The 12,164-nt window shown below is 70.5% G+C and carries 10 protein-coding genes; 8 read left to right on the top strand and 2 right to left on the bottom strand.

Going from position 1 to position 12,164, the window contains the following annotated elements:
• The first annotated feature begins 46 nt into the window (after nucleotides 1–46).
• The 6 genes from H6A07_RS01695 (at nucleotide 47) to H6A07_RS01670 (ending at nucleotide 4,621) form a co-directional block, all read left to right on the top strand.
• The gene (locus H6A07_RS01695) at nucleotides 47–457 is read left to right on the top strand and encodes a hypothetical protein (RefSeq protein WP_204812695.1); all 411 of its coding nucleotides are present in this window, start codon (nucleotides 47–49) and stop codon (nucleotides 455–457) included.
• Between the two features lie 90 nt (nucleotides 458–547).
• Complete coding sequence (locus tag H6A07_RS01690) at nucleotides 548–1,585, top strand: ABC transporter substrate-binding protein (protein ID WP_204812694.1); 1,038 nt, start codon at nucleotides 548–550, stop codon at nucleotides 1,583–1,585.
• A gap of 2 nt (nucleotides 1,586–1,587) precedes the next feature.
• The gene (locus H6A07_RS01685) at nucleotides 1,588–2,379 is read left to right on the top strand and encodes an ABC transporter permease (RefSeq protein WP_204812693.1); all 792 of its coding nucleotides are present in this window, start codon (nucleotides 1,588–1,590) and stop codon (nucleotides 2,377–2,379) included.
• Nucleotides 2,376–3,017: an ATP-binding cassette domain-containing protein gene (locus H6A07_RS01680; protein ID WP_342636531.1), complete on the top strand. Its 642-nt coding sequence runs from the start codon at nucleotides 2,376–2,378 to the stop codon at nucleotides 3,015–3,017. The genes H6A07_RS01685 and H6A07_RS01680 overlap by 4 nt, the downstream gene beginning before the upstream one ends.
• A gap of 376 nt (nucleotides 3,018–3,393) precedes the next feature.
• Nucleotides 3,394–3,990, top strand: a complete 597-nt coding sequence (gene coaE / locus H6A07_RS01675; RefSeq protein WP_342636534.1) for a dephospho-CoA kinase — start codon at nucleotides 3,394–3,396, stop codon at nucleotides 3,988–3,990.
• The gene (locus tag H6A07_RS01670; protein ID WP_204812686.1) at nucleotides 3,977–4,621 is read left to right on the top strand and encodes a lytic transglycosylase domain-containing protein; all 645 of its coding nucleotides are present in this window, start codon (nucleotides 3,977–3,979) and stop codon (nucleotides 4,619–4,621) included. The genes coaE and H6A07_RS01670 overlap by 14 nt, the downstream gene beginning before the upstream one ends.
• On the opposite strand, the gene H6A07_RS01665 is transcribed toward H6A07_RS01670, so the two are convergent.
• Nucleotides 4,608–6,884 carry a tetratricopeptide repeat protein gene (locus H6A07_RS01665; protein ID WP_204812684.1) on the bottom strand — a complete coding sequence of 759 codons (2,277 nt, stop codon included), beginning with the start codon at nucleotides 6,882–6,884 and terminating at the stop codon, nucleotides 4,608–4,610. The two genes, H6A07_RS01670 and H6A07_RS01665, sit on opposite strands and share 14 nt — an antisense overlap.
• 140 nt (nucleotides 6,885–7,024) lie before the next feature.
• Here H6A07_RS01665 and uvrB point away from each other — a divergent pair, with 140 nt between their 5' ends.
• The gene (gene uvrB, locus H6A07_RS01660; RefSeq protein WP_204812793.1) at nucleotides 7,025–9,244 is read left to right on the top strand and encodes an excinuclease ABC subunit UvrB; all 2,220 of its coding nucleotides are present in this window, start codon (nucleotides 7,025–7,027) and stop codon (nucleotides 9,242–9,244) included.
• A 19-nt stretch (nucleotides 9,245–9,263) separates the two neighbouring features.
• Complete coding sequence (locus H6A07_RS01655; protein WP_204812681.1) at nucleotides 9,264–10,415, top strand: DUF2974 domain-containing protein; 1,152 nt, start codon at nucleotides 9,264–9,266, stop codon at nucleotides 10,413–10,415.
• Here H6A07_RS01655 and H6A07_RS01650 read toward each other — a convergent pair.
• Nucleotides 10,412–12,034, bottom strand: coding sequence for an NAD(P)/FAD-dependent oxidoreductase (locus H6A07_RS01650; protein WP_204812679.1), 1,623 nt, complete (start codon nucleotides 12,032–12,034; stop codon nucleotides 10,412–10,414). The two genes, H6A07_RS01655 and H6A07_RS01650, sit on opposite strands and share 4 nt — an antisense overlap.
• Between the last annotated feature and the right edge of the window lie 130 nt (nucleotides 12,035–12,164).

Here is a 12,164-nt window from a genome sequence, read left to right as displayed (position 1 = left end):
AAATGGGGTATGAGAGACTCGTTGGACGTCGCGAAGGGAACGGAACATGGCAGCAGGGGACTGGCAGCGCAAGGTGGCGGAGTGGCTGAGGGGACGGCAGGGGCCGGACGACCTGGCGGTCTTCTCGGTTGACCTCGCTGTCGTGATCGTGCTCGTGAACGTGTTCGCGCGCACGGGCTGGCTCGGCTGGGTGGCCCTCGCGCTCGTCGCGTACGCGATGTTCCGCATCCAGTCGAGAAACCTCGCGGCCCGCTCCCGCGAGAACGCGGCGTTCCTCAAGGCGCTCGGCCCCGCGCGCCCCTGGCTGCAAAACCCGCGCGCGGCGTGGGGCGAGCTGCGCGCGTACAAGCACGTCCGGTGCAGCTCGTGCAAGCAGAGGGTACGTGTGCCGCGCGGCAAGGGCAAGCTCCGCGTGACGTGCCCGCGCTGCAAGACCAAGTTCGAGGTGCGCTCGTAGGCCGCTCGGCGGTCGGCGCCCGGCCAGCGGGCGCGGCGAGCCCCCGAGTGCTATCGTGCTAATGGCATATCGACGACAGGGAGGCTCACCATGAGAGTTGACAGAAGGACGTTCCTCAGGATCGCCGGGGCCGGTGCGGCCTCGCTCGCGCTCGTCGCCTGCGACGGTACGGCCTCCGAGGACCAGGACCAGACCGCGACCGAGGAGGAGCCCGCCGCCGACCCGGTGGCCGTGCGCACCTCTGCCCTCAAGGGTCCGACCGCCATGGGCCTCGTCAAGTTCATGAGCGAGGCCGACGCCGGCGAGCTCACGGACAACGACTACGAGTTCCAGATCGTGGCCTCGCCGGACGAGGTGACCCCGCTCATCGCCAAGGGCGAGGTTGACATCGCGGCCGTGCCCGCCAACCTCGCGTCCGTCCTCTACAACAAGAACGACGCCGGCGTGCGCGTGATCGCGATCAACACCCTCGGCGTCCTCTACATCTGCGAGCTGGGCGACGCCATCCAGAGCGTGGCAGACCTCAAGGGCAAGACGATCTACGCCTCCGGCAAGGGCTCCACGCCCGAGTACGGCCTCCAGTACGTGCTCGAGAAGAACGGGCTCACCGTGGGCGAGGACGTGCAGATCGAGTGGAAGAGCGAGCACGCCGAGTGCGTGGCCGCGCTCGCGTCCGCCTCGGGCGAGGCCGTGGCGATGCTCCCGCAGCCCTTCGTGACCACCGCTCAGGTCCAAAACGACAAGATCCGCGTGGCGCTCGACCTCACCGAGGAGTGGGACAAGGTCCAGACCGGCGACGAGAAGAGCTCCATGATCACCGGCGTGGCCATCGTGCGCTCCGAGTTCGCCGACGAGAACCCCGCCGCCGTCGACGCCTTCCTCGGCCACTACGCCGAGTCCGTCGACTACGTGAACAGCGACGTCGAGGGTGCCGCGCAGCTCGTGGGCGACTACGACATCGTGCCGGCGGCCGTGGCCGAGAAGGCCATCCCCGAGTGCAACATCGTCTGCGTCACCGGCGCTGATATGAAGGAGCAGCTCTCCGGCTACCTGGCGGTCCTCGCCGACCAGAACGCCGAGGCCGTGGGCGGCTCGCTGCCCGGCGACGACTTCTACTACGGCGCCTAGGCTTGTCCGGCGCCAGCGACAGGGGAGACGAGAAGGGCGGGCGGCTCCGGACGTGGGCCGTCCGCCTCGTCTGCGTAGCCTTCTGGCTCGCGGCGTGGGAGGTCGCGGCGCGCGCGATCGACGCGCGGATCATCCTCGTGGGGCCGCTCGAGGTGCTGGCACGCCTCGCGGAGCTGGCGGGGACGGGGGAGTTCTGGGCATCGGTGGGCGTCTCGCTCGGACGGATCGGCGCCGGGTACGTGGCAGCGGTCGCGGCCGGCACCGCGCTCGCGGCGCTCGCGAGCCGCGTCCCGGTCGTTCGCGAGCTGCTCGCCCCGCTCATGGGCGCGATGAAGGCGGTGCCGGTGGCGTCGTTCGTGATCCTCGTGCTGCTGTGGGTGTCCTCGCGCTATCTCTCGGTCGTGATCGCCCTGGTCATGGCGCTGCCCGTCGTCTACACCAACGTGCTCGAGGGCATCCGTCAGACCGACCCGCGCCTGCTGGAGATGTGCGACGTCTTCCGCGTGCGCGGCTGGGACCGCGTCCGGCTGGTCTATGCCTCGCAGGTTCTGCCGTACTTCCGCGCCGCCGTGACGCTCGCGCTGGGGCTCTCCTGGAAGGCGGGCATCGCGGCCGAGGTCATCGGCCTGCCGGACTTCACGATCGGCGAGCACCTCTACGACGCCAAGGTCTACCTGGACACGCCCGACCTCTTTGCCTGGACCGTAGCGATCGTCGTGGCGTCCGTGGTGCTGGAGGCGCTCGTCACGCGCGGCATGGGACGTCTCATGGCTCGATGGGAGGCGCGACCGTGAGCGGGGGGTCCGCAGGCGGCGATCTTACGCTCGAGCTCCGCGCCGTCGAGAAGAGCTATGGCGAGCTGCGCGTCCTCAGGGGCGTGACCGCGCGCTTCGAGCCGGGGCGCGCGCACGTGCTCATGGGCCCCTCCGGCGCAGGCAAGACCACACTTCTGAGGCTGCTCGCGGGACTGGAGCGGCCGGACGCGGGCGAGGTCGTTCGCGGCGCGGGCGTGCGTCTCTCCATGACGTTCCAGGAGGACCGCCTCTGCGAGAACCTCACGGCCACGGCGAACATCCGCCTGCCAAGGGCGCGACTTTCCGGCGAGGCGCTCGCGCGCTTCCTCGCGTACGAGCGGGAGGCGCTCGCGGCCTGCGGGCTGCCCGTTGACGCGCGGCCCGTGCGCGAGCTCTCGGGCGGCCAGCGCCGGCGCGTGGCGATCCTGCGCTGCGTGCTGGCCGACGCCAACACCCTCCTCTTCGACGAGCCGCTCAAGGGCATGGACGAGAAGACCGTGGACGCCGTCATGGCCTTCGTGGGGCCGCTCCTTGCGGGGAAGACCGTCCTCTGGGCCACCCATGACGCGCGCGAGCTGCGCTTCTTCGACGGTCCCACCCTCTGGCGCGTCGAGGGCGGCCGCGTCTCCGCCTGCTAGCGCCGCGCGCCGATGCGCCTCCCTGCTCCACGAATCGCCGCCCTTGCCGCGGGGATTCTAGGAATTTCCACCCTTGTCCGGCGTCGATCTAGAGAATGCCGCCCTTGTCATGAGGCGTTCTAAAAAACGCCGTCCTTGTCTGGACTTTGGCCGCTTCAACCGGACAAGGGCGGCGATTACTAGAGTGACCTTTGGCAAGAGGGGATTTTCTTAGAACGCGCTCGGACAAAGGGGGCGTTTTCTAGAGACCATTGCGACAAGGGCGGCGATTCGCAGAAAGAGTGGGGACAAGGGCGGAAAATTCTAGACGTTCCGCCCTGCCGCGCATGTGCGATGATGGGTCCACGGTCCGAGAGGGAGGTCTGGGTTGTACACGGTGTTTCTCGCTGGGGGGACGGCGTCGGGGAAGTCGACGGTCGCGCGTGAGCTCGAGCGGCTCGGCGCGTGGCGCATCGACCTCGACGAGGTCTCGCGCGCCGTGCTCGCGCCGGGGACCGAGTGCCTGGCGGAGGTGTGCGACGCCTTCGGCGACGACCTCGTGGACCCGGAGACCGGCGAGCTCGACCGCGCCCTTCTCGCCCGCCGCGCCTTCGCGGACGCGGAGTCCGCCGAGCTGCTCGAGCTGATCGAGCTGCCCCACATCCGCGCGATGCTCGCCCGCATGCTCACCTCGGGCATCTGCGGCCAGCGCGAGCCGGTGTGCTGCGTGGTCGAGGTCCCGCTGCTCGACCGCGTGAAGCCCATGCTCGACCTCGCCGACGAGGTGGTCGCGGTGACATGCCCGCTCGAGGTCCGCCGCACGCGGGCGCAGAGGCGGGGCATGGACCCCGAGGACTTTGACCGGCGCGTGGCGCGCCAGCCCTCCGAGGAGTACCTGCGCTCCCACGCCACGACCGTGATCGACAACACGGCGGGCGAGAAGGACCTGCTCGAGCGGGTCCGCGCCTGGTGGGACGGCCATGGCTGGGCGTAGGCCGACGCCGCGCCGGAGGGCGCGCCCCACGCCCCGCAGGAGGGGCCGGCACGAGCGCCTCGCACGCTGGTATCGCGTGGTGCCCGTCGTCCTTCTCGCCGTCACGCTGGCCGTCGTGGCCGTGGTGGCCGCGACGCCGACGAGCCTCGGCCGCTACCTCGTCTATCCAGTGCACCACGCGGAGGCGATCGAGGAGGCGAGCGAGCGCCACGGCGTGGACCCGCTGCTCGTCTGCGCGGTCATCCAGTGCGAATCCGGATGGGACGAGGACGCGGTGTCCCCGGCGGGCGCGGTCGGCCTCATGCAGCTCATGCCGGTGGCGGCGGAGACCATGGTGGCGCAGGGCGTCGTGGACCCCGACCGGTGGGACCCTGCGCGCCTCGCGGACCCGGAGGTCAACATCGAGTACGGCTGTGCGACCCTTGCCTACCTGCAGGAGCACCTCTCGAGCATCGACGAGGCGATCGCCGCCTACAACGCCGGCATCGGCACCGTCCGGGGGTGGATCGCCGAGGGGCGCTCGATTCCCGAGGACATCGAGTACGCGGAGACGCGCGCCTACGTGGAGCGCGTGCGCGAGGCCTACGAGGGGTACCGGCGGAGCTATCCCAACGGGATCACGGGCGCATGAGCGAGCGACGGACGTCAAGCAGGGCGTCGTCGCGGACGAGCTCGCAGAGGTTTCCCGCGAGCGCGTAGGCGACGGGGAATATGCCGGCGTCGGTGGTGGCGACGAGGGCGTCGCGCGTCTGCCGGCGCATCTCGGCCACCCCTCCTACGGGCAGTCCGCCCCGGGTGAGCGCGGCCGTGACGTCGTCGTCGGGAAGCCTCTTCAAGTCGCCGTTTGCCGAGAGAAGGTCGTCCAGCTCCTCCTGCGCCAGCTCGGCCACCTCCGGGTGCAGGCTGATGGCCCGCTGGTAGCAGGCAACCGTGAGGTCGCCGCGCCCGAGCTTCCACTCCATGAAGGCGAGCCGATAGAAGCAGATGGCCAGGTCCCGGGGCGTCGAGGCGAAGCCGATCGTCTCCCTGAGGAGGTCGGCCGCCTCGAAGATGCGCGACTGGTCCTCCAGGACCCTCACCTTCATGAGCGCCGCGTCGGGGGTGACGGGCGCCACGCGCATGAGCTCCTCGGCGTGCGGCATCGCCTCCTCGGGCCGTCCGAGCAGGTTGAGGGCGCGGGCCGCGAGCGAGTGCGCCGCGTAGTACTCGTCGGGGACGAGCCGCACGGCGCGCCCGTCGTCCCGGAACGTGAGGTTGTAGCGGACGCGCTCGGGAAACGAGTTGAAGTAGCGATACACCGACGCGGTGTCGTCAAGGTAGATGCCCATGCCCGTGACGGGGGAGAGCGCCGCCTCGAGCTCGGCGAGAAGCTCCTCGAGCCGCGCGGGCGAGCACTCCTGAGCGAGCGCGGCGCGTGCCCGTTCCGTCACCGTGGCCAGCTCGCTCCCGTCGACGAAGAGCCGTCCGAGCTCGTCGGTTGCGGAGACGTCGACCCTGCCGTCGACGAGCGCCTTGCTCACGCGTCCGCACGCCTCGGCGACCGTGACGTCGGTCGTCCGGTCACGGAGCTCCACGAGAAGCATGACGGCTCCCTGCGTCGTGTCGCCGAGCTGCGGGGCCAGCTCCCGCCAGGCGCGGGCGCGCCCGGCCTTCTCCATGATGCCGAGGTCGGCGGCGCGGCGCGCCCCGCAGGCCTCGAGGAGCCGCCTCCCGGCGGGCGCGACGTCGAGCTCCACCTCCTGGTAGCGCTCCGGGGGAAAGAGCCGCTCGTCGTCGGGGGCGAGGTGGGGCTCCAGGGGTTCGGGCGCCCCCTCCGTCCCCGTGCGCGCCCGCAGGGCCGGGTCGGCGGGCAGGACCTCGACGTCCGTGCCCATGAGGCGGTCAAGCCGCTCGAGGGCCCCAGCGTCAAGGTCGAGCGAGACGAGCGTCTCGTCGTCACCATGGCCGCAGCTCACCACGACGCGCGTGAGCGCGGGGGAGGAGGTGAAGGCCGCCCGGGCCACCGCGAGCGCGACGCGCGCGGCGTAGCCCGTGAGAATCCGAACACGGGATGCCTCGTCCGCACTTACGGCCGAGAGGCACGCGGGTCCCGGCACGGTCAGGCGCGCGCAGAGGAGGCCGCACGCGACGTTCGCGTTGAAGGCGAGTCCCATGCGCACCGGCAGCGGCAGGTTCTCGAACGCGTCCGAGAAGCGCGCCCGGCAGGCCCACTCGCCGCGCGCGTCCGTCCCCTCGGTCAGGAAGTCCAGGAGCTCGCCGGCGGGGTCGTTCGCATCGTGCGCACGGGGGCGCAGGAGATGGGCGCCGGCGAGGACGGCGCGGGTGCGCTCCTCGAGGGCGGCCCCGGGCAGGCCGGGCCGACCCGCGAGGTCCTCGCTCAGGTTGAGCGCCACCTCGAGCGCCACGACGCGCTCGTGCGCCGTCTCGTCCGCGCCTGAGGGCTCGAGGAGCCACCAGCGGCCGCTGCGGTGGAGACGGTGGGCGCGTGCGACGGGAGAATCCGGCCAGTCCATGAGGCCCGTGCGGCGCAGCAGCTCCGGCAGCTCCCCGAAGCCGTCCCCGCCGTGGGCGACGATGTCGCGCAGCGTGGCCACGACGTCGTCGCTGTGGGCGAGCATGCCCTCGAGCACGGGCGCGCCCGAGGCGGTCCCGGCGGCGCCGGGCGCGGACGTGTCCTTCTTGCCCCGCGTCCCGTCCGAGCACAGGCGATAGAGGCCGTAGAGGGCCGCGAAGGCGCCCACGACGAGCACGCGCGCGCCGGCGCGCTGGTCGAGGCTGCCGGCGTCGTCGAGCGAGATGAGCAGCAGGAAGCCGGCGGCCGCGATGAGCGCGCCCACGGCGACCAGGGCGACGCCCGTCCGGTCCGGGCGCGACGTTCTTCTCGGCCTTCCCATGAAGCCCTCCGTTCGCGTGACTGACCCGATTCTACATGAAGGGCGGACACAAATCAGAAAGAATAAGAACACGTGTTTGTATTGCGAGAAATGGGGTACACTGCTGGAAACGACGAGAGGGGGCCGTGGTGGCGGAGGCGATGCAGACGGGCGTGCCGGAGCGCGTGGGCGGCGAGCTGGTGCGGTTTGGGCGCGAGGGCGCGGGCGAGCCGCTGACGGTCGTCTCGCCCTACGAGCCGGCTGGCGACCAGCCCCAGGCCATAGAGAAGCTGGCGGACGGTGTGGAGCGGGGCCTGCGCTACCAGACGCTCATGGGCGTCACGGGCTCGGGCAAGACCTACACGATGGCCAAGACCATCGAGAAGCTCAACCGTCCCACGCTGATCATGGAGCCCAACAAGACGCTCGCCGCGCAGGTGGCGAGCGAGATGCGCGAGCTCTTTCCCAACAACGCGGTGGTCTACTTCGTCTCCTACTACGACTACTACCAGCCCGAGGCCTACGTTCCCCAGACGGACACCTACATCGAGAAGGACGCCTCGATCAACGAGGAGGTTGAGAAGCTCCGTCACCAGGCCACCTCGAGCCTGCTCTCGCGCCGGGACGTCATCGTTGTGGCGTCGGTGAGCTGCATCTACGGCATCGGCAGCCCGCAGGACTACGCGGGGCTCGCGCCCAACGTGAGCAAGGACGAGCCGCTCGAGCGCGACGACCTCATCCGAGCGCTCATAGACATTCAGTACGACCGCAACGACTACGACCTCTCCCGAGGCACGTTCCGCGTGCGCGGGGACACCGTGGACGTTTATCCGCCCTACGCGGAGAACCCGCTGCGCATCTCCTTTTTCGGCGACGAGGTGGAGCTCATCGCCGAGGTGGACGGCGTCACGGGCGAGCTGGTGCGCGAGTATGACGCGATCCCCATCTGGCCCGCCTCGCACTACGTGACCGAGCGCCCCAAGGTCACGCACGCGCTCGAGACGATCAACGAGGAGCTCGAGCAGCGCGTGGCCGAGCTCAAGGCCAACGACATGCTGCTCGAGGCCCAACGCCTCGCCCAGCGCACGAGCTACGACCTCGAGATGCTCGAGACGATGGGCTACTGCAATGGCATCGAGAACTACTCGCGCCACCTCGACGGGCGCAAGGCGGGCGAGCCGCCCTACACACTCATCGACTACTTCCCCAAGGACATGGTCTGCATCATCGACGAGTCCCACGTCACGGTCCCGCAGATCCGCGGCATGTACGAGGGGGACCGCTCTCGCAAGGTCACGCTCGTCGACCACGGCTTCCGCCTGCCCTCCGCGCTCGACAACCGGCCGCTGCGCTTTGACGAGTTCGAGGCGCGCGTGCCGCAGTTCATCTACGTCTCGGCCACGCCCGGAGACTACGAGGAGTCGGTCTCCCAGCAGCAGGTTGAGCAGATCATCCGTCCCACGGGCCTGCTCGACCCCAAGGTGGACGTGCGTCCGGTGAACGGCCAGATCGACGACCTCATCGGCGAGATCAAGGAGCGCGTGGCGAAGAAGGAGCGCGTCCTCGTGACCACGCTCACCAAGCGCATGGCGGAGGACCTCACGGACCACCTGCTCGACGAGGGCGTTCGCGTGAACTACATGCACTCGGACACCGCCACGCTGGACCGCGTGGACATCATCCGCGACCTGCGCGTGGGAAAGATTGACGTGCTCGTGGGCATCAACCTCCTGCGCGAGGGCCTGGACATCCCCGAGGTCTCACTCGTGGCGATCCTGGACGCGGACAAGGAGGGGTTCCTGCGCAACCGGCGCTCGCTGATCCAGACCATGGGCCGCGCGGCGAGAAACGCCCAGGGCGAGGTCATCATGTACGCGGACACGATCACGGACTCCATGCGCGCCGCGATAGGGGAGACCAACCGCCGGCGTGCCCTGCAGGAAGCCTTCAACGAGGAGCACGGCATCGTGCCGCGCACGGTCAAGAAGTCGATCACGGACGTCTCCTCGTTCATCTCCGAGGCCGAGGCCACGCTCGAGGGCAAGACGCGCGACCGTCACGGAACGGGCAGCCACGGGGCCTTCGAGAGCCTCTCGGCGCACGAGGAGAGCGAGCAGACGGCGCGCTCTGTGGCCGCGGAGCTCGCGAGCCTCTCCAAGGAGGAGCTCGCCGACGTGCTCGACGCGCTCGAGGAGGAGATGGCCGCCGCGTCCGAGGCGATGGACTTCGAGGCCGCCGCGCGCATCCGCGACCAGATCGTGGAGATCCGCACGCGCGTGGAGGGCGGCAGCGCCGACGAGGTGATCGAGCGCCTCAAGGCCGGTGCCCGCAAGGGCAGCGCCCACGCCACCCGCCGCCGCTACCGCCCGCGGAAGAAGTAGGGGCACCATGGAACCTGGCATGGGACGGAGCGAGAAGAGCCTCTTCGGGTACCTCGCACGCGAGTTCGAGACCTTTGACGAGCGCCCTCTGGGCGAGGTGGACAGCCTCGTGCTGGCCTGCCTCTCCTACTATCGCTGGCCGGGCGAGGAGGTGCGCGGCCCGGAGGGACTGCCGGTGCGCGAGCTCTTTCGGGCCGAGTGCTTCGACGACATGACGAGGGGGCTCTGGGATCCCAACGGGCTCGTGCGGCTACTCGCGTCCGTCGCGGCGAGCCCGCGCTTCCGTGACGTCCGCGTCTGCGGCTACGTCGACGACTTCGACGAGTCCGCCGAGAAGCAGTTCTCGGCCTGCACCCTGCGTTTGCCCGCAGGCGGCACCTACGTCTCCTTCCGCGGCACGGACAACACGGTCGTGGGCTGGAAGGAGGACTTCAACATGGCGTTCGAGACGGGCGTGCCCTCCCAGCGTGCCGCGCTCGCCTATCTCGAGAGCGTGGCGTCCCTGGTGGAGGGGCCGCTCTATCTGGGAGGTCACTCCAAGGGAGGCAACCTTGCGGTGTACGCCGCCGTGTGCTGCCCGGAGGCGGTGGCGGCACGCATCACGAGGGCCTTCTCGCATGACGGGCCCGGCTTCACCAAGGAGGCGTTGGCGGATGCCAGCTGGCTGCGGCGTGCGCACCTCGTCTCCAAGACCGTCCCCCACTCGTCCGTGATCGGGATGCTCTTCGAGCGCCAGGAGGACTATGCCGTCGTGGCGTCATCCACGAGCGGCCTCATGCAGCACGACCCTTTCTCGTGGGTCGTCGAGGGCACGGGTTTCGTGTCCGAGGAGGCCATCGGGCACGGCGCGCGCCTCGTTGACAGGACGCTCAACGAGTGGATCGCGCGCATGACTCGGGAGGAGCGGGCGGCCTTTGTCGACGCGCTCTTCTCGGTCATCGGCGCCGCCGGGGCGGATACCTTTGGGGAGCTGGAGGGAAGCTGGCAGACCTCCGTTCCCGCGATGCTGCGCGAGCTCGGTGGCCTTGCGCCCGAGGAGCGCGGTGCGATCACGCGCGCCTTGGTGCTGCTCGTTCAAGCCGTCATGCCGGACGTCGAGCTCCCGCAGCTGCCCGAGTTCGAGCTCCCGGACCTCACGGCCCTTCTCCCCACGGGGACGTCGAAGGACTAGAGGCTCGCCACGATCTTCTCGGCGGCGAGGATGCCGTCGGTGGCGGCGCTCATGATGCCGCCCGCGTAGCCGGCGCCCTCGCCGACGGGCCAGAGGCCGCGCACGGAGAGGCTCTGGCCGTCGTCCCCGCGCGTTACGCGCACGGGCGAGCTCGAGCGGGTCTCCACGCCGGTGAGCACGGCGTCGGGCGCGTCAAAGCCGCGCAGTTTGCGCCCGAGGGCGGGGATCGCCTCTCGCAGCGTCTCGGCCACGTACGGAGGCAGGCAGGGAGCGACGTCGCCCCAGGCGACTCCGCGCGGGTAGGTGGGGGCCACGCGACCGCCGGACGAGCTGGGCGCGCCCTGGAGGAAGTCGCCGACGAGCTGCGCGGGCGCCACGTACGCGCCACCCCCTGCCGCAAAGGCCGCCCGCTCGCAGGCGCGCTGGAGCTCCACTCCGGCGAGCACGTCGTCGCCGGGCAGGTCCCCGGGGAAGACGTTGGCGAGCAGGCCCGAGTTTGCGTTCGTGCCGGCGCGGTCGGAGAGGCTCATGCCGTTGGTGCAGACGCCGCCCGGCTCGCTCGCGGCAGAGACCACGTAACCGCCGGGGCACATGCAGAACGAGAACGCACTGCGCCCGGAGGGAAGGTGGCAGGAGAGGCTGTAGGGGGCCGCGCCGAGCGCGGGATGGCCGGCGGCGGGCCCGTAGAGCGCCCGGTTGACGTCCGCCTGGAGATGCTCGATGCGCACCCCCATGGCAAAGGTCTTGCGCTCCATGGTGACGCCGCGCTCGCGCAGGAGCTCGAAGACGTCGCGCGCGGAATGGCCGCAGGCGAGGACCACGCAGCTCGCGTCCACGCGCTCCTCCCGCTCCGTTCCCTCCTCGCCTGTGGTCACGAGCGTGATGCCGCGCACGCGTCCGCCCGCGACGTCGAGGTCGCTCATGCGGCAGCGGGTGCGGACCTCGCCGCCCGCCTCCTCGATCTGGCGGACGATGTCGGTGACCACGCGGGGGAGCACGTCGCTTCCTATGTGGGGCTTGGCGTCCCAGAGAATCTGGGGCTGAGCCCCGGCCGCCGCGAAGGTCTCGAGGATGAGGCGGTGCGCGGGGCTCTTGGTGCCGGTCTGGAGCTTGCCGTCCGAGAAGGTCCCCGCGCCGCCGACGCCGAACTGGATGTTGCTCTCGCAGTCGAGCTCGCCGGTCTCGTTATGCCGGCATACGGCCTCCGCGCGCCGCGCGGCGTCGTCGCCGCGCTCGACGAGCAGCGGCTCGAGGCCGGCGCGCGCGAGAGAGAGCGCGCAGAAGAGCCCCGCGCAGCCGGCGCCCACGACGACGGGACGCCCTGCGGGGCGCCGCGTCACGGGGGCGGGGAAGGCGAACGGCGTCTCGTCCACGATGCGGACGCTCTTGTCGGCCGGAAGCCGCGTGCCCCCCGCGAGCTCCGCGCGCAGCGTGAAGGTGAGCTGGACGTTGCCGCGCCTGCGGGCGTCGATCGAGCGGCGGCGGCGCTCCACGTTCACGAGGTCCCTCTCGTCCACGTGCAGCTTGCGCGCCAGCGCGCGCCGACACGCCGCCAGCTCGCGCTCGTCGGTGCCGTCCAGCGCCCTGAGCGGCACGCGTATGCCTGAGACCTCGATCATCCGTCCTCCCGTTGCTCTCCCGTCAGCTTACCGTGCCGCGCACCCTGCCAGTTTCTCGAGACGGAGCATCTGCGGAAAACTGTCCGTAAAAATGGCGGCATTTTCCGCAGATGCTCCGCCTCGGCGAGCG

Origin of the sequence: Olsenella uli (assembly GCF_016899935.1) — a bacterium.
Classification (GTDB): Bacteria; Actinomycetota; Coriobacteriia; order Coriobacteriales; family Atopobiaceae; genus Thermophilibacter; species Thermophilibacter uli_B.
The sequence above is the reverse complement of the archived record's forward strand: the minus strand, read 5'-3'. Positions and strand labels throughout refer to the sequence as shown.

Coding starts and splice junctions, on each gene's coding strand:
- H6A07_RS01695 (WP_204812695.1), top strand. CDS start 47: ATGGCAGCAGGGGACTGGCAGCGCAAGGTGGCGGAGTGGCTGAGGGGA.
- H6A07_RS01690 (WP_204812694.1), top strand. CDS start 548: ATGAGAGTTGACAGAAGGACGTTCCTCAGGATCGCCGGGGCCGGTGCG.
- H6A07_RS01670 (WP_204812686.1), top strand. CDS start 3,977: ATGGCTGGGCGTAGGCCGACGCCGCGCCGGAGGGCGCGCCCCACGCCC.
- H6A07_RS01665 (WP_204812684.1), bottom strand. CDS start 6,884: ATGGGAAGGCCGAGAAGAACGTCGCGCCCGGACCGGACGGGCGTCGCC.
- uvrB (WP_204812793.1), top strand. CDS start 7,025: ATGCAGACGGGCGTGCCGGAGCGCGTGGGCGGCGAGCTGGTGCGGTTT.
- H6A07_RS01655 (WP_204812681.1), top strand. CDS start 9,264: ATGGGACGGAGCGAGAAGAGCCTCTTCGGGTACCTCGCACGCGAGTTC.
- H6A07_RS01650 (WP_204812679.1), bottom strand. CDS start 12,034: ATGATCGAGGTCTCAGGCATACGCGTGCCGCTCAGGGCGCTGGACGGC.